Raw genomic sequence first — 19,318 nt, forward strand, 5'->3', positions numbered from 1 at the left:
GCGCCGGGTAATGCATCCGTGAGCAGGCGCCAGATCAGATAGAGGATCTCCTCGGATGACTTCGCAGACGATCTACGAGACCGTGTTGGCCGCGCCGCCGGTGCCCGCGCACCCCACCACTCAGGTGCCGTTCATGGCCGAGATCCTGTTCACGATCTTCCTGGGGCTTCCGGTGGTGGTCGGCGTCTTCTTCGCGATCAAGCACCTGGTCACCGGGCGCGGACCACTGCTGGCCTTCTGCCTCATCGGTGGCGGGTTCGCGTGCCTGTTCGAGCCGATCGTCGACACCCTGGGCCTGTGCTACATCCGCGAGGGCGCGACGCTCACCACGTTCTCATCGATGGGGCGCGACTTTCCGCTGTACATCAACTTCGTTTACATCTGGTACGTCGGTGGGCTGGCTTACTTGGCCTACCGGGTCTACAGCACCGGCGTGACGAGGAAAGGGTTGTTCCAGCTCTACCTGATCGACGTCTTCATCAATATCTTCCTGGAGAGCCCCGGCGTGCTGATGGGGGCCTACGAGTACTACGGCCCGCAGCCGTTGAACTTCTGGGGGTTGCCGCTTTGGTGGGTGTGCGTGAACCCGATCATGCCGATGACCGCCGGCGCGCTCATCTATCGACTGACGCCATACCTGCCGGGCTGGCGGATGGCACTGGTCATCGCATTCATACCGATGGCCGACGGCATCGCGAACGGTGCGACCGCCTGGCCTATGTGGACCGCACTCAACCTCGACGCGCCGTTGGTCGTGACCCACTTGGCGTGGTTGGTCACGCTGGGACTCGCGTTGACCGCGGTGTGGATCCTGTCGTTCGTGGTAAGCCGGCCCGACGACGAGGTATTCACCACCTCCAAGGCGGCGCTACTGAAGGCGGCGATCTTCGGGGTTCCCGACGACCGTCGACCGGCCACTGCCGGAGTCAATCATGTTGCGGCGCGACATAAACCGGTGGCCGATGTCAGTCGTTGAGTGTTTCGGCCACGCGGGTGACCAGCGTGAGGGCTTCGTCTGGGCGGAGGCCCAGAGAGCACAGCACGTGGCGGGCGAACGCGGCTTCGGCGTACGGGCCGTGGCGGCCGTCGAGGATCTCGCGGATCAGCGCGAACGCCCCGCCGATCACCGCGGTCAGCAGGACCTCGACGTTGGCCACCATGAACCGGCCGGACACGATGCCGCGTTCCACGGCCATCCTGGCCGGGGGGTGCACCGCATCACTGAACAAGGTTTCCGAATGCGCGATGTTGACGATCAACCGGGCCAGGTCGGGCTCGCGACGCGCCAGGCCCACCACCCGCAAGGTGGCGACGGCCACTGTCTCCGCAGGGTCGGCGTCGTCGTCCAGACCGGTTACCGTCTCGGCAGCCAGATCAGACAGTGTCTCGCTGATAACAGCTTCCACCAGAACATCTTTGGAGGAAAAGTAGTTGTAGAAGGACCCGAGCGCGACGTCGGCGCGTTCGGTGACGTCCTGCACACGAAGGCCGACGACACCATTGGCGGCGATCAGGTCCCGGCCTGCGTCGAGCAGTCGCCGACGGGTGCGCTGCTGCTGACGTTGGGTGCGGGTCAGGCCGGAAGGGGACTTCTCGGAGGCCATGGTCACATTCTTGTCGGTTGAGCACCTGTTCAGCACCGATATTACGTTCACGAGCGCTTGCGGCGGGAGAGCGCTCGCGCCGATCGAGCGACCCGCGATCGTGAAACAGCGGATCTTGTTGAAAGGGGCTGTGCGACATGGCTGTTCATACTCATCCCGGTAGCACCGATCTGTTGCTTCCGTTGCCATCCGCCGGCGAGAGCTGGGATCCGCACACGATCCACACGCACTACTTCGGCTTCTCCGTGCCCGAGACCGCCATCGGCGCGTTCATCTATGTGCGGTACATGCCCGCGTTCCCGCTCACACAGGGCGGGGTATGCGTGTTTCAGGGCACCGATAACGTCGAACACGCCGACATGGCCTTCCTCGACTACGAGATGACCATGCCGTGGCCCACGATCGAGGACGGCGCCATCACCACCGCCAACGGGCTCACCATCGACTTCACCGAACCCGGCAAGACCGCCGCCCTGCGCTACCGCGCCTGTGAGAACCGGATGTCGTTCGACCTGGTGGCCGAAGCCGTCACGCCCCTTTTGGCCCGCGGCCACGTAATGCCAGGGGAGGAGGACCATCATCACGCAGGCACTCAGCCCGGCGGCAGTGAACAGTTCGTGCACATGACCGGGCAACTGGTGCTGGACGGCACGACCTACCCCGTCGACTGCTATGCACCGCGCGACAGGTCGTGGCGGCAGGTGCGGGTGGAAAAGCGAGGCGCCGTGCCGGTTCCGCCGGTGGGGTGGTCACCGATGTACTTCGGGCCCGACCTGATCTTCAACCAGATCAGCTTCGAGCCCTTGGATACCGAACCGGCCTGGCGGGGTTTGTACGACGTCGGGGACCGCCCGTCGCACCACTTCGCCTGGGTCCAGCGCGGCGAGGAAACCCGGGGGATCACCAAGGTCCGCCGCAATGTGCTCGAATACCATCCGCGACTGCACATGGCGCTGCGGCAGGAGATCAGCGCGGTGGACGAGACCGGCGAAGAGTACTTCTTCCGAGGCGAAGCTGTTGCCGCGGCTTCGATTCCGGCGTGGCCGAACTGCTCGTTCCGCGACAGCGTGTTCCGGTGGGAGGACCCGCATGGTCGCACCACGTATTCGACCTACCAGGAGATCTGGTTTGATGCGTACCACCACGCGATGCTGCGCCGAGCCGCGCGAACCGCGCACGCATGAAGCGGACGCTCACCCGGACAGCGAAAGTGGCGTATCTTCAAGACCCGAGGAATTTAACTAAGAATAGATTAAGGTGAAGCCATGGCTTGGATGGCACCGGTAGTCACCGAGGGAATCGATTCGCCGGTCAGCGAGATCGGCCAGTGGGTCGCCACCGCGCTGACCTGGGGACTGGCGGCGGTGGTCGCGGTCTGGGTGATCACCGTCGCCCGGCGGGAACGGTCCATCTGGCCGCTGTGTGTGGCGGTCAGTGGCACTTTGGCCTGCCTGATGGAGCCGTTGTTCGACCACGTCTACGGGCTGTGGTTCCTGGAGGAGGGGCAGTGGAATCTGTACACCACCTTCGGTAGCTCACAACCGATTTGGGTTCCGGCCGCCTACCTGACGTTCTACGGTGGGGCCACGGTGTTCATCGCGCGATACCTGCAGCGCCATCCGAGCATGCGCTCCGTCTGGCGGATGTACGCCTTCATCGTGGTGATGGCGATCGCGGCCGAGATGACCTACGTCAGCATCCTCGGCGTCTACACCTATCAGGACAGCCAGCCCTTTGTGGTGTTCGGTTACCCGATCTTTCTCGGCTTCACCAACGCGATGTCGGCACTCGTCAGCGGCATCATCGTGTTCCGCGTGGTGCCGCTGCTGAAGGGCGTCGAATACCTGTCGCTGATCCCGATCGTGCCCATGGCGTTCGCGGCCGGGCTATTCGGCACGGGGATCCTGTACCTGTCGGTGCGACACGGCATCGAGGATCCGCCGATGCTGCTGGTGCATGTCGCCGCGCTGACCGTTGTGGTCGGCATCGCCGGCACAGTCGCGCTGTTGGGCAAGCTCCTCGTGGTGCCCCTGCAGAAATTAGAGGGGCCCAAACCCGGCGGTGCACACCTTCGGCAGCCCGATCACGGCATGGTGTAGCCGCCGCTGACCGAGATCATCTGACCGGTCACCTGCCGTGCCGCCCGCGGCGAGGCGAACCACAATACCGCCCGGCCGATGTCCTCGGCGATGGTGAGCCGGCGCATCGGGGTGTCCTTGAGCATGAAGTCGATCTGCTTCTCGTTGAAGACGTTGTCCTGCCCGACCGACCACAGGCTCTTGGCTCCCACGGCGTCCGGGCCCTCCGGGATCACCAGTCCCGGGCACACGATGTTGGAGCGGATCCCGTGCCGGCCGTGCTCGCGCGCGGTGGTGCGGGCCAGCGCCACCATCGCCGCCTTCGACGCGCCGTACACACCCTGACGGATCTGACCGAACGCGGCATCGCTGGCGATGAAGACCAGCGCGCCCTCGCCGGCGTCCTTCATCGGCCCGATGGCCGCCTGGGTGGCGGCCAGCGCGCTGAAGAAGTTGATCTCGATGGTGCGTTGCCACTTGTCGCGGTCGGTGTCCGACGCGACGAAACCGGGCACGCTCCATCCGGCGTTGTTCACCAGGACGTCGATGCCGCCCCACTCCTCGACCGATGCCTGGACCACCGTTTCGGCGGAACCCGGTACGGTCAGGTCGGCGACGACCACCTGCACGTCGGCCGCACCAAGTTCCAGTGCTTCGCTGCGCACCTTTTCGGCCTGCGGTTCGTCGATGTCGTTGAGGACGATCCGGGCACCTTCGGCGGCGAACTCATGGACGATCCCGCGCCCGATGTTCGATGCCCCGCCGGTTACGACAACGCGTGCGTCCTTCAGTCCCAGGTCCATATCCGCTGCTCCTCACCGGCGTGGTTGAGTGAACCACCATCGTTGGTTTAACCTAGATTAGAAATTTGGATTAAATTTGTCCACTACGGTGCAGGGAGCCCAGATGGCATTGCTCGGCGGCGGGAGGCACAGGTGAATGCCGTTGCGCTCGCGGTCGACGGGCCGATCGGCCGGATCACCCTCAATCGGCCAGAGCGGATGAACTCGGTCACCGTCACGTTGGCCACCGAACTCGAAGACGCTCTGCGTGAGCTGGGCCGTCGTGACGATGTCAACGTCGTGGTGCTCCGCGGTGCCGGTGGAAACTTCTGTGCGGGAGGTGATTTCGACGAGGTTACCCGGCTGCGTGCCGCAGGTGCCGAGGCTCTCGAGGCGCTGTTCGTCGCGTTTCGTCGTGCCTGCGCCACCATCGCCGACATCGCCGTGCCCGTCGTCGCCGCAGTTGAGGGGGTTGCGGCGGCGGGCGGGTTCGAGTTGATGCAGACGGCGGACATCGTGCTGGTGAGCGAAAGCGCGCGGATCAGCGACAACCACATCCGCTTCGGGATGATCCCCGGTGGCGGCAGCACTGCCAGGCTGCCCAGGCTCATCGGTCGCCAACAGGCAATCGCCACCCTGCTGTCCGGAGACCGACTCACCGGCAGCGACGCCGTCACCCATGGCCTGGCCTATCGCGCATACCCGCAGAACGTCTTCGACGAGCGGGTCGAGGCCTTCTTGACAGCGCTCGCCGGCCGCAGTCGGCGCGCCGTCACCACCATCAAACACCTCGTCGACAGCGGACTGCGCGGCACCCTCGAGCAGGCTCTGAACCGCGAATTGGAGGCGGTCGTCGACCACATCATCGACGACGGCGCAACCAGTGCCGCGGCATTCGATTCCAGAAAGGCGAGTTCGTGACCACCAGCGCCGAAACGCACGTTCTGCTCGACGTCGACGACACCGGCATCGCCCGGTTGCGCCTCAACCGGCCCGACATCTCCAACGGGCTCAACGTGGAAGTCCTCAAAGCGCTGCATGATGCCGTGCTGCGGTGCCATGCCGACCCGTCGGTACGCGTGGTCCGGTTCAGCGGCGCCGGCCGGAACTTCTGCGCCGGCGGTGACATTCACACCTTCGAGTCCAAGGGCGCCGCGCTCCCCGACTATCTGCGGGAGGCGACCACGTGGCTGCAACTTGCCACCGCTGCGCTCATTCAACTGCGGGTTCCGGTCGTCACCTCGGTGCAGGGGTTCGCCGCAGGCGGAGGCGGGCTCGGCCTGGTGTGTGCCTCCGACATCGTCGTCGCGGCCCGCTCAGCCAAGTTCTTCTCCGGCGCGGTGCGCGTCGGCATGGCGCCCGACGGCGGCTCCTCGGTGACCCTCACCCAACTTGTCGGGCTGCGCCAGGCGCTTCGCATCCTGCTGACCAACCCGACCCTGGACGCCGAGGAGGCTGCGGCCATCGGGCTCGTCACCGAGGTCGTGGACGACGAACTCTTCGCCGAACGCGCCGACGAACTGGCCACTTCCCTGGCCGGTCAGCCCCCGCTGGCACTTTCGGCGACCAAACGCCTGGTGTGGACGGGCCTTGGCGCGCCGGTGGAAGCGCGGTTGGCCGAGGAGTCCCGCACCGTGTCGGAGCTGTCCGGCACCGCAGACGCATTGGAAGGTCTGCGCGCTGTGATCGAGCGCAGGCAGCCGAGGTACACCGGGAAATGAGCGTGCTCATCGAGGACCGGGGCGCGGTCAGGATCCTCACGATCAACCGCCCCGAGGTTCGCAATGCCATCGACATACCGCTGCGGATCGCACTGCGTGAGGCTCTCCGGGCGGCAGACGCCGACCCATCGGTGCGGGCCATCGTGCTCACCGGCGCGGGGCCGGTGTTCTGTTCCGGCGGGGACATCTCGACCATGGAGCGGATGGGCGTCGAGGCCGCCACCGAGCGCGCCGAGCTCGCACAGGCGGTGATCCGTGCGATCTGGACCACCCCCAAACCGGTCCTGGCCGCCGTTGAAGGTGCGGCCTACGGCGCCGGCGCATCCCTGGCCGCCGCGTGTGATCGCGTCGTCGCCGCCACCGACGCCCGGTTCGCCACCACGTTCACCAACGTCGGCCTGGCCGGCGACATGGGGGTGTTCGCCTCATTGCCCCGGCGCATCGGTATACCGAGGGCGCGTCAAATGCTCACGCTGGGAACGCCTGTCGATGCGCGGCAGGCAATGGACTGGGGTCTGGTCGACGCGGTGGCCGAACCCGGTGGGGTCCTCGACGCGGCGCTGGCCGACGCCCGGCAGCTGGCCGAAAAGCCCGCCGCGGCGCTCGGGGTGATCAAGGCGATGCTCGCCGAGGCCCCCTCCCTGAACCCCCTCGACGTCCTGCCCCGGGAGGTCGAGCACCAGGCGCGGCTGTTCGGCAGCGACGACTTCGCAGAAGGCGTCGCAGCTTTCCGGGAGAAGCGTCGTCCCATCTTCGGGCAAACTCAAGGAGAGGGCTCATGACATCGGTAATCGGGAGCCGGTACGACCAACTGATCCAACGCGACCGGGTACACGGGTCGCTGTACACCGACCCCTCGGTCTTCGCCGAGGAGCTCGAGAAGATCTGGTACCGCAGCTGGGTTTTCGTCGGTCACGAGAGCGAAGTCGCGCAACCCAACGACTACGTGCGCAAGAGGCTCGCGTTGCAGGACGTCATCATGACGCGCGACAAGGAGGGGCAGATCCATCTGCTGCTCAACCGGTGCTCGCATCGGGGCAGTCAGGTGTGCGACGACGCGAAGGGCAACTCCGGAACGTTCCGCTGCCCCTATCACGGCTGGACGTTCCGCAACGACGGGGAGCTCGTCGGATTCCCCTTCTTCAAGGGTTACGGCATACGCAAGCTTGACCTTCCTCTCGGCCGGGTGCCCAGGGTGGACTCCTATGCGGGTTTCGTCTTCGGCAGCTTCGCCGCCGACGGGCCCAGCCTCATCGAGCATCTCGGCGACGCGGCGGGCGAGATCGACCGGTTGACCCGGCTCGCCCCTGAAGGCCGCATCGAGCTGAACGCCGGTTGGTTGCAGCACATCTCACGAGCGAATTGGAAGTTACTGGCCGAGAACGAAACCGACGGCTATCACCCGCAGTTCGTGCACGGCTCCATCTTCGGGGTGACCGGCAGCACCATCGGCCCGCTGTACAGCGACTCGTCGACAGCGGTCACCCGCGATCTCGGAAACGGGCACAGCGAGAACGATCTGCGCCCGGAGTTCCGCAAGTTCGCGCAGCCGATGCGCTGGTTCGGCACCACCGAGGCCCGGGTGCCCGACTATGTCGCCGCCATCCGGGCGAAGCATGGTGCAGACGCCGAGCGGATCCTCATCGAGGGCGCACCGCACGTGATGATCTTCCCGAACCTGTTCATCGCCGAGATTCAGGTGTTCAACATCCAACCGGTTTCGGTGAACGAATGCGTCCAATATTCCACCGCGGTACAACTGGCGGGCGCGCCGGAACTGAACCGGCGCATGGTCTCTCAGTGCATCGGCTCGGTGGGGCCGGCCGGGATGCTGTTGGCCGACGACACCGAGATGTACGAGCGGAACCAGAAGGGCCTCGAGGCGCTTACGCCCGAATGGCTGGACGTCCGGCGGGGACTGAACCGCGAAACCATCGACGAACGGGGGCATCCCGTCGGCGCCGCCACCGATGAGACCGGAATCCGGGGATTCTGGTCGCACTACAAGACCATGATGGAGAAGCCGTGAGTACCGCATTGGTAACCGAATTGGGCGCAGTCCCGGAAGGATTCGACCGCCACGAGGTCGAGCAATTCCTCTACCGCGAGGCCCGCTTCGCGGACGAATGTGACTACGATGCCTGGGAAGCGCTGTGGACCGACGATGCGCTGTACTGGGTCCCGGCGGGTGGCGCGGAGATCGATCCGGCCCGCCAGGTGTCGATCATCTACGACAACCGCAGCCGTATCGCCACGCGGCTGAAGCAGGTACGCACCGGCAGGCGTTACGCGGCGGCTCCGCCGTCCAATCTGCGGCGACTCCTCTCCAATATCGAGTTCCTCGGTGGGCGCCCCAACACCTTCGGCGGGGTCGACCTGGAGGTCGCGGCCAACTTTCTGGTCCTCGAGTCGCGCGCTCGCGGAAATCAGTTGTGGGGCGGACGCACCACCTACCGGCTCCGGCGCGACGGTGCGCACCTGAGGCTGGCGTACAAGAAGGTGGTGCTCGTCGACAACGACAAGCCGATCCCGACCATGGGCTTTTTGATCTGAGGCTCGACATGGGCATTCATCACGATCCGTCACACGGGCCGGTGATCGGCAGCGAGTTCGCCGAGGTCGCGGTGACCTTCGATGTCGCAGGCAACTCGACACGGTTACGCCTGGAGGACCTGCGCACCGGCCGCGTGCGGTTCCTGGACGCGCTCGAGTTGGAGAGCATCATCTGGCTGTCCGACCAGCGGCTGGAAAGTTTGATGGATCCGTCGGCCGAACGTTGGCGAGGAGACGCATGAGACGCGCCGCGATCGTCACGCCGTTACGGACCGCTGTCGGGACCTTCGGTGGCACGCTGCGTCCGCTACGCGCAGAGGACCTGGCTGCCGCGGTCGTCAAAGCCGTTGTCGAGCAGAGCAGTATCGATCCGCAGCGCATCGAGGACGTGGTGTTCGCCCAGTCGTACGCCAACTCCGAGGCGCCGTGCATCGGCCGCTGGGTGGCACTGCACGCCGGACTGCCGGTGAGCGTGCCGGGCCTGCAGATCGACCGGCGCTGCGGAGGCGGCCTCCAGGCCGTCATCACGGCGGCCATGACGGTGCAGACGGGCGCCGCCGACGTGGTGCTTGCGGGCGGTGTCGAATCGATGAGCAATATCGAGCACTACACCACCAGCATGCGGTGGGGCGCCCGGTCCGGCAATCAGATTCTCTTCGATCGGCTCGATCGCGGCCGTGAGATGTCGCAACCGGCATGGCGTTTCGGACCGATCAGCGGAATGATCGAAACCGCGGAGAATCTGGCGAACGATTACCGGATCAGCCGTGACGCGGCCGACGAATTCGCGGTCCGCAGTCATCGGCGCGCCAGTGCCGCGCAACGCTCCGGGGCGTTCGCCGACGAGGTCGTGGCGGTGGAGGTACCCCAGCGGCGCGCAGAGCCGATCATCTTCGGCACCGATGAAGGGATCCGCCCGGACACCGACGTCGAGACGCTGTCGCGGTTGCGCACGGTGGTTCCCGGCGGCACCGTCACGGCGGGCAACTCCAGCCAGCAGAACGACGCGGCCGCGGCCTGCTTGGTGGTCGCCGAAGACCGCCTCACCGAATTGGGGCTGGAGCCGATCGGGTTTCTGGAAGGGTGGGCCGCTACCGGCTGCGAACCTTCCCGCATGGGGATCGGGCCGGTTGGTGCGGTCGAAAAGCTCTTCAGCAGAATCGGGTTCGGGTTCGACGACCTGAACCTGATCGAGATCAACGAAGCCTTCGCCGTGCAGGTGCTGGCCGTGCTGTCCGGGTGGGGCGTCAAACTCGACGAGGTCGACGACCGTCTCAACGTCAACGGGTCCGGGATCTCGCTCGGGCACCCGATCGGCGCCACCGGTGTGCGGATACTCACCACGATGCTGCATGAGCTGCGTCGGCGCGGCGGCGGACTGGCCTTGGAAACGATGTGCATCGGCGGCGGGCAAGGTATCGCGGCACTGTTTCGGGGTGTGGCATGAGCGTCGGGCTGCTGAGCTATGCCAGCTACCTACCCCGCCACCGGCTGGGCCGTCGGGTGGTGGCCGGCTATGACGAGGACTCCACCACGATGGCCGTGGCCGCCGCTTCGACGGCGCTGATGAATCGGACCTCTCCGACGACGGTGCTCTTCGCGACGAGCAGTCCGGCCTACGCGGACAAGACCAACGCCACCGCCATCCACGCCGCGCTCGGACTGCCCGAGCAGGTGCTGGCCGCAGACCTCTGCGGCACCGGCCGCAGCGGTTTCGCCGCGATCCGGTGGGCCGCGGAGGCGGGTGGGTTGGCGCTCTGTGCTGACGTGCGGGTCGGCCGGCCGGGGTCGGCCGACGAGAAGCTCGGCGGCGACGGGGCCGCGGGGTTGCTGTTCGGTGACGGTGAACCCATCGCCGAGGTATTGGGCACCGCATCGCGTACCGAGGAGTTCCTCGACCGTTGGCGCTCACCGCATTCGGTGACGGGACAGCAGTGGGAGGAGCGGTTCGGGGCGCAGCGCTACTCGCGGCTGATTCGGGCGACCGCTTCGGACGCGCTGAATGCCGCCGGGCTCGCCGACGCCGACCACGTTGTGCTGGCCTGCCCGAACACGGCGATCGTGAAGCGCGCCGCCACCTTGGTCAAGGGGCAGAAGTCGGTGGTCACCTCGCCGATCGGCTTCAGCGGCGCGGCCGATGCCGCGATCGCGCTGTGCGCTGTCCTCGACACCGCCGAACCCGGCGACACGATCCTTGTCCTCTCGGCCACCGACGGATGTGACGCCATGACGCTACGGGCTTCCGATCGTCTGCCGGGGGCGCGCCAGCCGGCACCGGTTGCGCAGCAGCGCGACGGCGGGCTGGCGGTATCCGCGCTGACGTACTTGTCCTGGCGCGGCCTCGTCGAACTCGAGCCTCCACGCCGCCCGGAACCCGACCGGGTGGCCGCGCCGCCGTCGTCGCGGTCCGTGTCGTGGAAGTTCGGCCTGACCGGAACACGGTGCGGCCAGTGCGGTTTCGTGCACCTTCCGCCGGCCAGGGTGTGCCGCAGGTGCGCCGTCGTCGACCGGATGAGCCCCACTCCGGTGGCGGGACTGAGCGGAACCGTCGTCACCTATACGGTGGACCGGCTTGCCTACTCGCCGTCGCCGCCGATGGTCCAGGCGGTCATCGATGTTGACGGCGGCGGCCGGTGCACGGTGGAGGTCGCCGACACCGAACCGGACGCGCTGCACGTCGGTGCCCGGGTGAGATTCAGCCTGCGCCGCCTCTACACCGCATGCGACGTCCACGACTACTTCTGGAAGGCGGTACCCGATGGCCAGTAACGGCATCGCCGGGCGGGTCGCGGTAATCGGCATGGGCTGCAGCCGGTTCGGAGAACGGTGGGACGCATCGACCGAGGACCTGATCCTGGAGGCCCACACCGAGTGCCTCACGGCGGCCGGCATCACCCGCGACGACGTGGATGCCTATTGGCTGGGCACACTGAGTTCGGGAATGTCCGGGCTCACCCTGAGCCGTGCGCTCGGCTCCGACGACCGACCGGTCACCCGCGTGGAGAACATGTGCGCCAGCGGTTCGGAGGCATTCCGCAACGCGTGCTACGCGGTGGCGGCCGGGGCGTACGACGTCGCCATGGCGGTGGGCGTGGAGAAACTCAAGGATTCCGGGTTCTCCGGCCTGCTGCGCCAGGATCCGCCCGGCGACGGCACGGCACCGGAGATCTCGATGACCGCCCCCGCGGCGTTCTCGCTGCTGGATCCCGCTTATTGCGCCAAGTACGGAACCCACCCCGACGCGATGCGCGAGGCGATGACCCACGTGGCGTGGAAGAACCACGACAACGGCTCGCGGAACCCGAAGGCGCAGTTTCGCTCACCGGTCGACAAGGACACGATCACCAACGCGCCGAAGGTCGCGGGACGGCTGGGCGTGTTCGACTGCTCGGGTGTGTCCGACGGTGCGGCATGCGCCCTGATCGTGCCGGCCGAACGGGCCCACGAATACACCGATACCCCGGTGTACATCTCGGCACTGTCGTTGATCGCGGCGTCGGGCCTTGGGGCGATGGATCCCGAATACGACTACACCAGCTTTCCTGAAGTGATCCGGTCCGCCAAAGATGCCTACGCCCAGGCCGGTATCGATGATCCCCGCACTCAATTATCGCTGGCCGAGGTGCATGACTGTTTCACCCCGACCGAGATCGTGCTGATGGAGGATCTCGGCTTCACCGATCCCGGCCAAGCCGTCAAGGACGTGCTGGCAGGCGAATTCGACGCCGACGGGCGGCTGCCGGTCAACCCTGACGGCGGGTTGAAGAGCTTCGGCCATCCGGTCGGGGCCAGCGGGCTGCGCATGCTCTACGAGGTCTGGCTGCAGTTCCGCGGGCAGGCCGGGGAACGCCAGCTGCCCGACCCGCACACCGCGTTGACCCACAACCTCGGCGGCCGCCCTGGCGGCTGCGTGTCCTTCGTCTCGATCGTCACCCGCGAACGCAACCACTAGACCCATTCACAGACAAGGGAGTTCAGCAGTGCCCGGAGTAGCAGACAAAGTCGTCATCGTCACGGGAGCCGGTGGTGGACTCGGGCGTTCCTACGCACGGTTCCTTGCCGCCAACGGTGCGCTGGTGGTGGTCAACGATCTCGGCGGTGCCCGGGACGGTACAGGATCGGGCACCAACATGGCGGATTCGGTCGTCGACGAGATCCGCGGTGCCGGTGGGCGCGCCGTAGCGAACTACTCGTCGGTGGCAACCGCTGACGGCGCCGCCGAGATCGTCGACACCGCGCTGGGCGAGTTCGGCGCCGTGCACGCCGTCGTCAGCAACGCTGGAATCCTGCGTGACGGCGCCTTCCACAAAATGTCCGACGAGAACTGGGACGCGGTGCTGAAAGTGCACCTCTACGGCGGATTTCACGTGATCCGCGCCGCGTGGCCGCACATGCGCGAGCAGACGTTCGGCCGGGTGGTGGTGGCCACCTCGACCAGCGGGCTGTACGGCAACTTCGGGCAGGCGAACTACGGCGCCGCGAAAGCCGGACTGGTCGGCCTGATCAACACCCTGGCGATCGAGGGCGCCAAGTACAACATCACCGCGAACGCGATCGCCCCGCTGGCCGCCACCCGGATGACCGCCGACATCGCGCCGCAGGAGATGCTCGACAAGCTCGACCCCGAACACGTCGCACCGGCCGTTGGCCATCTGGTGTCGGAGGAGAACGGCGACACTGGGTCGGTGTTCGTCGTCGGCGGCGGACTGGTGCAACGGCACGCGCTGTTCCAGAACGACGGCGTCACCTTCTCCACACCGCCGACGCTGGAGGAGATCTCCGGCCGGTGGGGTGAGATCAGCGATATGGCCAACGCCAAGCTGGGCCGCAACCCGGTGTAGCGGTGCCCGTCGAGCGTCTAAACCTGTGAGAACCACAGCGGAAATCGACGCCTGCAGGCAGGAACTGCGTGACCGGTTGCCCGTCTGGCAGCCTCGCACCCTCGCCGGTTGGCTCGATGAGTGCGCACAACGGTACGGGGCCCGGCCCTTCGTCGTCACCGACGACGTGACACTCAGCTACGCCGACGTCGCCGATCAGTCGCGGCGCATGGCCGCGGGTCTGGTAGCGCTCGGTGTCGAACCGGGCGACCGGGTCGGAATGGTGATGGCGAACTATTCGGAGTTCGTCACTGTCAAGTTCGCCATCGCCCGCGCGGGGGCGATCGCGGTTCCGTTCAACTACCTGTATCGAGCCAACGAGCTCGGTTTCGTGTTGGCCGACTCCGGCTGCCGCGTCCTGGTGACCATGACCGGCTTCGAGGGCCTGAACTATCAGGACATGTTGGACGAGATTGCACCGCAATGGGATTCGCCGGGCTTCAGCCGGCGCGCACCGGACCCCGATTTCGCATTGCGGTATGTGGTGTTGCTCGACACCGATGGAGCCGCCCGACCGGGCGTGCTCACCGTCGGCGACCTGATGGCGAGTGGCGAGCCGGCGCCCGAACTCGATGTCGCGCCCGCCGGGCCGGGAGACATGCTCTACACCTCGGGGACGACCGGCTCGCCGAAAGGCGTGTTGGTCGCCCACGACAGCGTTCTTCGTACCGCCTACGCATCCGCGCTCACCCGCGGCTATCAGGACGGGCGCCGGATTCTGTTCTCGCTGCCCTGCTACCACATGTTCGGCTACGTCGAGGGCATCCTTTCGGTGATGTTCGTCGGCGGCGCCATCGTCCCGCAGCCGTCGTTCTCCGTCGAGGGCTACTTCGCCGGAATCCAACGACACCGCGCCGACGACATCTTGTGCGTGCCGACCATGGCGGTCGCGATGGTGCAGGCGCCGGTTCGACACGACTACGACCTGAGTTCCCTGACAGCAATCCTCTGTGGTTCGGCACCGGCGCCGGTCTGGTTGTGGCAGCAGGTTGAGCGCGAGTTCGGGGTGGGCGAGATCGTCACCGGCTACGGGATGACCGAATGCGGTGGCGCGATGACGCTGACGCTGCCCGAGGACCCGCTGCTCCTGACGTCGGAGACGGTGGGCCGTCCGAAGCTCGCGGGTGCCGCGTCGGTCCCTGGTACCGACGCGTTGGTCGTCTACAAGACCGTGGACGGCGAACTGGTATCACACGGGCCGGCCACGATGATCGGCTACTGGAAGCGGCCGGCGGAGACAGCTGCGGCGCTGCGGGACGGATGGCTGTTCTCCGGTGACCTCGGCGTGATACGAGAAGACGGCTATCTGGAGTTGACCGGCCGCAGCAAGGAGTTGTACAAGAGCGGCGGTGAGCTGGTGATGCCCAGGGAGATCGAAGAACTCCTCGAGGGCCACCCCGCGATCAGTCAGGCGTTCGCAGTCGGGCTGACCGACGAGCGCTGGGGTGAAATCGGGTGTGTCGTGGTTGTTCCTGCCCCGGGCGCTGCCCTGTCCGAGGCGGAGGTACTGGACCATTGCCGGGCCAACCTCGCGCGGTTCAAGGTTCCCAAGCGGGTGGTGTTCTACGACGCCGATGCGCTACCGACCACGCCGACCGGCAAGGTGCAGAAGTTCCGGCTCGTCGAGCGGCTCAGCCAACTGTGAAGCCGCCGTTTCCCCGCAGTGATCAATTGCGGTGTCGCACCGCTGTTTTGCTGGGATCTGAAGCGCAAAACGCCTGGTGTGTCCCACCAGGTCAGGGCACGCTCACATCAATTTAATGCAGACTAGAAAATGTGCTAGCGTGGTCATTGTCAGCCGCGGTGGCGGCCAAATCTCAAATTCGATAACAAGATCAATCGATGGGAATCTCGTCTTGTGGTCACAGGGGATCACGTCCGCGCGGGAATGGGCACGGCCGCGGTGATGCGCCATGTCGCGTGAGGTGCTCGACGACGCCAGGGCGCTCGCGGCGCGTCGCCTCTATGCGGCGCTTGCCGCGGGTGACCGCGACGCGTTGAGCGCCCTTCTGCATCCCGACTTCATCGGCCATGCCGCCGAGGGGCTGCCGCTCGGCATGGGTGGCGAGCACGTCGGCGCCGAGGCCATGCAGTCCAAGCTGTGGTGGCGCATCGGCGAACACTTCCGGGTGCGTGCGGATGCCCGGCAGTTCGCGTCGCTCGAGGACGGGCGGCTTCTGGTCAGCGGCAGCTACGTCGGGACGTCTCGTCGCACGGGCAACGCCTTGGACGCGGAGTTCGTACACATCATCGGCTTTGCCCCCGATGGCCGCATCACCTCGCTGCGACAGTTCACCGACACAGCCGCCTGGCATGCGGCGCTCGACGGCCCCGAGCGTCTTCAGACGATCGACTACTCGGTCACCGACGGCGTCGCGACGATCTGTCTCAACAGGCCCGACGCGCGCAACGCGATCAATATGACGATGGCGCGGGAGACCTTCGAGGTGGCTCGGCGTATCGCCGCCGACGACAGCGTTCGTTCGGTGCTGATCTGCGGCAACGGCCCGTCGCTGACGGTCGGCGGTGACATCGACTTCTTCCAGGAGGGGCGATCGGAGGCCTTCGGGGATCTCATCCAGTCGATGACCGTGCCGTTCCATCAGGGCTTCGATGTGCTCAGCCGGCTCAACGTCCCCATCGTGACGGCCGCGCACGGCGCCGTCGCCGGCGGTGGGTTGGGCTATGTCTACGCGGCCGACCTTGTGCTCGCAGCCGAAGGCACCCGCTTCCTCACCGCCTTCGCCGGCCTCGGGGTATCCGGTGACGGCGGTGGAACGTGGCATCTGCCGCGGCTCATCGGTGTGCGTCGCGCCGCGCAGGCCTACCTTCGCAACACCCCGATCACCGATACCGAGGCACTGGACTGGGGCCTGATCAACGAGATCGTGCCTGCCGACGAACTGCGGGATCGGGCCCTGGCGGTGGCCACCGAATTGGCCAATGGGCCCACCAAGGCGTACGGCGCCATGCGGCAACTCCTGCGCGAGAGTTGGGGCAACGATCTGCCGAGCCAACTCGCCGCCGAGACGCGCGTCATCAAGTTCACCGCAAACAGTGCCGACGCAGCGGAGGCGATCACCGCGTTTCCGCAGAAGCCCCACTTCACGGGAGGGTAAGCATGGGACTTCTACGAGAATCCGACGAGCACAAGGCAATCCGTGACAGCGTCGCGAAGATCGCCGAACGCTACGGCGTCCAATATTTCGTCGAGCGCGGTCGCAGTGGCCGGGACATCGACGAGCTCTGGAAGGACCTGGGAGCCACCGGCCTGCTGGGCGTGCATCTGCCCGAGGAGTACGGCGGCGGAGGCGGCGGGATGACCGAGGCCGTTGTGGTCGTCGAGGAACTGGCGGCCCACGGCATGCCGCTGCTGATCTGGGTGATCTCGCCGGCGATCTGCGGCAGCATCCTGGCCCGCCACGGTTCGCACGAGATGAAGCAGACCTGGTTGCCCGTGATCGCCGACGGCACCCGCAAGATGGCGTTCGCCATCACCGAACCCGACGCGGGGTCCAACAGCCACAACGTGAAGACGACCGCCACCCGTACCGACACCGGATGGTCGATCTCGGGATCCAAGTACTACATCTCGGCGGTGGACCAGTGTGACGCGATCCTGCTGGTCACCCGCGACGCGGAGCATTCGACGCCGGAGAAATCCAGGCTGTCGCTGTTCGTCGTGCCCACCGATGCGCCGGGGTTGACGTTCCAGCAGATCGACACCTCGATCGTGTCTCCCGACAAGCAGTTCACGGTCTTCCTCGATGACGTCCAGGTCGGCGACGACGCCCTGATCGGCGCGGCGGGAAACGGCCTGCGCCAGGTGTTCGACGGCCTCAACCCCGAACGCATCCTCGTCGGCGCCCTGTGCGGGGGTATCGGGCGGTACGCGATCGCCAAGGCGGCCGCATACGCCAACGAGCGGCAGGTGTGGTCGACGCCGATCGGAGCCCACCAGGGCATTGCGCATCCGCTGGCCGAGTCGCACATCGCCGTGGAGCTGAGCCGAATGGCGACCGCCGAGAGCGCTCGCCAGTTCGACGCGGAAGAGGCCGCCGGCGAGGCCGCCAACATCGCCAAGTTCGCCGCATCCGAGGCTGCGCTCAAGGCACTCGACCAGGCGATCCAAACCCACGGAGGCAACGGGTTGTCCCACGAGTACGGACTGTCCGAACTCTGGTTCGTCACCCGGCTGATGCGCACCGCGCCGGTCAGCAGGGAAATGGTGCTCAACTTCGTTGCTCAGACTTCACTGGGCTTGCCCCGGTCCTACTAGGAGAAGCTATGTCAGACAACAACTTCGATGTGGTGGTAGTCGGTGCGGGCGCCGGCGGGCTGTTCACCGCGGCACGACTGGCACACCAGGGATTGCGCACCCTGGTCGTCGAACGTCTCGACAAGATCGGCGGCCGCGCCTCCACCGACGACATCGACGGCTTCAAGGTCAACAACGGCGCCATCGTGATCGAGGTCGGCGGTATCACCCAGCAGACGTGCGAAGAGGTGGGTGCGGCCTTCGACATTCGCGAACCCAAGCCGCCGATCCTCTACCGCATCGCAGGCAAGGACGTCGACGTCACCGGAGGAGGATGGGGGCTTCTGCTGGGCAAGCTGACGCGGCAGGGGGCGAAGCTGGTCAAGGGCATCGGGGCCGCCCGCAACGATTCCGGACTGCCCGAGGACGAGCTGTCGACCACCGACTGGGTGTCGAAGTACACCAAAAACGAAGGCGTGCACGGCATCTTCCGCAACATGTGCGCGTCGGTCTTCGCGGTCGGATCCGAGGATCTGCCGGCACGGGTGTTCCTCACCTACTTCACCCGCAAGAGCGCGTTCAAGCGCTTCGGATTCCACCCGGACGGCACCATCGGGCTGTGGCGATCTCTCGCGGCCGCGTTCGAGCGGCACGGTGGAACCATCTGGCTCTCCAGCCCGGCCACCGAGATCATCACCGACGCGGGCAGGGTCACCGGCGTCGAGGTGATCCGGGACGGGCAGACCGTACGGGTTGATGCGCCGGTGGTCGTCAGCGATATCGGACCGGCCGCCACGGTCGCGTTGTTGGGTCCCGAGAAGGTGCCGGCCGACTACCTGGACCGGGTGCAGCGCGGGGACCGACCCACCTCGATGATCTCGGTCAACTTCGCCAGCCGGGAGCGACTGGTGGACGTCCCCGGGATGCTGAGCTTCGCCAGATCGCGTCGGCTGGCCTACATCGCGAACTTCACCGATGTCTGCCCGGAGATGGCTCCGGAGGGTTGGAACCTCTACGTCGGAACCGCGGTGCCCGCGAATCCACTGGGGGACTTCGACGAACAGGCCGAGACGGAGACTCTGCTGCAGGACCTTCGGGACAACATCGAGAACTTCGACGCGCGGGCCCGCATTCTCAACGTCGCGGTGACCCGGGACGGCTGGCCACCACAGCGCGCGGTGGCCGGCTTCGACCTACCCCACGACACACCCATCACCGGGCTGTGGAACGTCGGCGACGGCGTCAAGGAATACGCCAACGGCGGGACCACCGCATGCGCTGAGACGGCAAAGCTGGTGGTGGACAAGATCGTCGCGACGTACCAACCGGCGTCATTGCGCTGATCGCCTGCCATCACGGTGCTAGCGTAAGTTGACTTATGGCGGCGTCGGTGTGACCATGGTCATACCTTGTTTTGAATATAGAATAAATTAAGGAGAGTG

19 protein-coding genes are annotated in these 19,318 nt (G+C 66.3%); 17 read left to right on the forward strand and 2 right to left on the reverse strand.

Annotation, left to right across the window (positions count from 1 at the left end; genetic code table 11):
- The first annotated feature begins 55 nt into the window (after positions 1 to 55).
- Positions 56 to 976 (forward strand): hypothetical protein, encoded by a 921-nt coding sequence (locus G6N28_RS11685; protein ID WP_163900412.1) that lies wholly within the window; start codon positions 56 to 58, stop codon positions 974 to 976.
- Here G6N28_RS11685 and G6N28_RS11690 read toward each other — a convergent pair.
- On the reverse strand, positions 966 to 1,604 hold the full coding sequence (locus G6N28_RS11690; RefSeq protein WP_163900414.1) for a TetR/AcrR family transcriptional regulator: 639 nt from the start codon (positions 1,602 to 1,604) through the stop codon (positions 966 to 968). The genes G6N28_RS11685 and G6N28_RS11690 overlap by 11 nt on opposite strands.
- A 137-nt stretch (positions 1,605 to 1,741) precedes the next feature.
- On the opposite strand from G6N28_RS11690, the gene G6N28_RS11695 reads away from it, so the two are divergent.
- The gene (locus G6N28_RS11695) at positions 1,742 to 2,788 is read left to right on the forward strand and encodes a DUF7064 domain-containing protein (protein ID WP_163900416.1); all 1,047 of its coding nucleotides are present in this window, start codon (positions 1,742 to 1,744) and stop codon (positions 2,786 to 2,788) included.
- Positions 2,789 to 2,869: 81 nt separating this feature from the next.
- Positions 2,870 to 3,703, forward strand: coding sequence for a hypothetical protein (locus G6N28_RS11700; RefSeq protein ID WP_235674548.1), 834 nt, complete (start codon positions 2,870 to 2,872; stop codon positions 3,701 to 3,703).
- Here the strand turns inward: G6N28_RS11700 and G6N28_RS11705 are convergent.
- Positions 3,688 to 4,485, reverse strand: a complete 798-nt coding sequence (locus G6N28_RS11705; RefSeq protein WP_163900418.1) for an SDR family NAD(P)-dependent oxidoreductase — start codon at positions 4,483 to 4,485, stop codon at positions 3,688 to 3,690. The two genes, G6N28_RS11700 and G6N28_RS11705, sit on opposite strands and share 16 nt — an antisense overlap.
- Positions 4,486 to 4,617: 132 nt before the next feature.
- On the opposite strand from G6N28_RS11705, the gene G6N28_RS11710 reads away from it, so the two are divergent.
- The 14 genes from G6N28_RS11710 to G6N28_RS11775 all read left to right on the forward strand — a co-directional run bounded on the left by G6N28_RS11710 (position 4,618) and on the right by G6N28_RS11775 (position 19,219).
- Positions 4,618 to 5,385 (forward strand): enoyl-CoA hydratase/isomerase family protein, encoded by a 768-nt coding sequence (locus G6N28_RS11710; RefSeq protein ID WP_235674549.1) that lies wholly within the window; start codon positions 4,618 to 4,620, stop codon positions 5,383 to 5,385.
- Positions 5,382 to 6,185, forward strand: a complete 804-nt coding sequence (locus tag G6N28_RS11715) for an enoyl-CoA hydratase/isomerase family protein (RefSeq protein WP_163900421.1) — start codon at positions 5,382 to 5,384, stop codon at positions 6,183 to 6,185. Before G6N28_RS11710 ends, G6N28_RS11715 begins: the two co-directional genes overlap by 4 nt.
- The gene (locus tag G6N28_RS11720) at positions 6,182 to 6,967 is read left to right on the forward strand and encodes an enoyl-CoA hydratase/isomerase family protein (RefSeq protein ID WP_163900422.1); all 786 of its coding nucleotides are present in this window, start codon (positions 6,182 to 6,184) and stop codon (positions 6,965 to 6,967) included. The genes G6N28_RS11715 and G6N28_RS11720 overlap by 4 nt, the downstream gene beginning before the upstream one ends.
- On the forward strand, positions 6,964 to 8,214 hold the full coding sequence (locus tag G6N28_RS11725; RefSeq protein ID WP_163900424.1) for an aromatic ring-hydroxylating oxygenase subunit alpha: 1,251 nt from the start codon (positions 6,964 to 6,966) through the stop codon (positions 8,212 to 8,214). The genes G6N28_RS11720 and G6N28_RS11725 overlap by 4 nt, the downstream gene beginning before the upstream one ends.
- Positions 8,211 to 8,738: an aromatic-ring-hydroxylating dioxygenase subunit beta gene (locus G6N28_RS11730; RefSeq protein ID WP_163900427.1), complete on the forward strand. Its 528-nt coding sequence runs from the start codon at positions 8,211 to 8,213 to the stop codon at positions 8,736 to 8,738. Before G6N28_RS11725 ends, G6N28_RS11730 begins: the two co-directional genes overlap by 4 nt.
- Before the next feature lie 8 nt (positions 8,739 to 8,746).
- Positions 8,747 to 8,980, forward strand: coding sequence for a hypothetical protein (locus tag G6N28_RS11735; RefSeq protein ID WP_163900429.1), 234 nt, complete (start codon positions 8,747 to 8,749; stop codon positions 8,978 to 8,980).
- A complete protein-coding gene (locus tag G6N28_RS11740) occupies positions 8,977 to 10,185 on the forward strand; it encodes an acetyl-CoA C-acetyltransferase (protein ID WP_163900431.1) in 1,209 nt (402 codons plus the stop codon). Before G6N28_RS11735 ends, G6N28_RS11740 begins: the two co-directional genes overlap by 4 nt.
- Positions 10,182 to 11,507 carry an OB-fold domain-containing protein gene (locus G6N28_RS11745; protein ID WP_163900433.1) on the forward strand — a complete coding sequence of 442 codons (1,326 nt, stop codon included), beginning with the start codon at positions 10,182 to 10,184 and terminating at the stop codon, positions 11,505 to 11,507. Before G6N28_RS11740 ends, G6N28_RS11745 begins: the two co-directional genes overlap by 4 nt.
- Positions 11,497 to 12,690 carry an acetyl-CoA acetyltransferase gene (locus tag G6N28_RS11750; protein ID WP_163900435.1) on the forward strand — a complete coding sequence of 398 codons (1,194 nt, stop codon included), beginning with the start codon at positions 11,497 to 11,499 and terminating at the stop codon, positions 12,688 to 12,690. The genes G6N28_RS11745 and G6N28_RS11750 overlap by 11 nt, the downstream gene beginning before the upstream one ends.
- Before the next feature lie 28 nt (positions 12,691 to 12,718).
- Entirely contained in the window at positions 12,719 to 13,579 is an 861-nt protein-coding gene (locus G6N28_RS11755) for an SDR family oxidoreductase (protein WP_163900437.1), read from the forward strand.
- Positions 13,580 to 13,604: 25 nt separating this feature from the next.
- A complete protein-coding gene (locus tag G6N28_RS11760; RefSeq protein WP_163900439.1) occupies positions 13,605 to 15,263 on the forward strand; it encodes a class I adenylate-forming enzyme family protein in 1,659 nt (552 codons plus the stop codon).
- A 268-nt stretch (positions 15,264 to 15,531) separates the two neighbouring features.
- Entirely contained in the window at positions 15,532 to 16,737 is a 1,206-nt protein-coding gene (locus G6N28_RS11765; protein ID WP_163900441.1) for an enoyl-CoA hydratase-related protein, read from the forward strand.
- Positions 16,738 to 16,739: 2 nt separating this feature from the next.
- Positions 16,740 to 17,897, forward strand: a complete 1,158-nt coding sequence (locus G6N28_RS11770; RefSeq protein WP_163900443.1) for an acyl-CoA dehydrogenase family protein — start codon at positions 16,740 to 16,742, stop codon at positions 17,895 to 17,897.
- Positions 17,898 to 17,905: 8 nt separating this feature from the next.
- Positions 17,906 to 19,219 (forward strand): phytoene desaturase family protein, encoded by a 1,314-nt coding sequence (locus tag G6N28_RS11775; protein WP_163900445.1) that lies wholly within the window; start codon positions 17,906 to 17,908, stop codon positions 19,217 to 19,219.
- The last annotated feature ends 99 nt before the right edge of the window (positions 19,220 to 19,318 follow it).

This window comes from Mycolicibacterium pulveris (assembly GCF_010725725.1).
Lineage (GTDB): Bacteria > Actinomycetota > Actinomycetes > Mycobacteriales > Mycobacteriaceae > Mycobacterium > Mycobacterium pulveris.

Coding starts and splice junctions, on each gene's coding strand:
- G6N28_RS11700 (WP_235674548.1), top strand. CDS start 2,870: ATGGCTTGGATGGCACCGGTAGTCACCGAGGGAATCGATTCGCCGGTC.
- G6N28_RS11690 (WP_163900414.1), bottom strand. CDS start 1,604: ATGGCCTCCGAGAAGTCCCCTTCCGGCCTGACCCGCACCCAACGTCAG.
- G6N28_RS11775 (WP_163900445.1), top strand. CDS start 17,906: ATGTCAGACAACAACTTCGATGTGGTGGTAGTCGGTGCGGGCGCCGGC.
- G6N28_RS11735 (WP_163900429.1), top strand. CDS start 8,747: ATGGGCATTCATCACGATCCGTCACACGGGCCGGTGATCGGCAGCGAG.
- G6N28_RS11740 (WP_163900431.1), top strand. CDS start 8,977: ATGAGACGCGCCGCGATCGTCACGCCGTTACGGACCGCTGTCGGGACC.
- G6N28_RS11765 (WP_163900441.1), top strand. CDS start 15,532: ATGTCGCGTGAGGTGCTCGACGACGCCAGGGCGCTCGCGGCGCGTCGC.
- G6N28_RS11725 (WP_163900424.1), top strand. CDS start 6,964: ATGACATCGGTAATCGGGAGCCGGTACGACCAACTGATCCAACGCGAC.
- G6N28_RS11720 (WP_163900422.1), top strand. CDS start 6,182: ATGAGCGTGCTCATCGAGGACCGGGGCGCGGTCAGGATCCTCACGATC.
- G6N28_RS11695 (WP_163900416.1), top strand. CDS start 1,742: ATGGCTGTTCATACTCATCCCGGTAGCACCGATCTGTTGCTTCCGTTG.
- G6N28_RS11770 (WP_163900443.1), top strand. CDS start 16,740: ATGGGACTTCTACGAGAATCCGACGAGCACAAGGCAATCCGTGACAGC.
- G6N28_RS11705 (WP_163900418.1), bottom strand. CDS start 4,485: ATGGACCTGGGACTGAAGGACGCACGCGTTGTCGTAACCGGCGGGGCA.
- G6N28_RS11750 (WP_163900435.1), top strand. CDS start 11,497: ATGGCCAGTAACGGCATCGCCGGGCGGGTCGCGGTAATCGGCATGGGC.
- G6N28_RS11685 (WP_163900412.1), top strand. CDS start 56: ATGACTTCGCAGACGATCTACGAGACCGTGTTGGCCGCGCCGCCGGTG.
- G6N28_RS11745 (WP_163900433.1), top strand. CDS start 10,182: ATGAGCGTCGGGCTGCTGAGCTATGCCAGCTACCTACCCCGCCACCGG.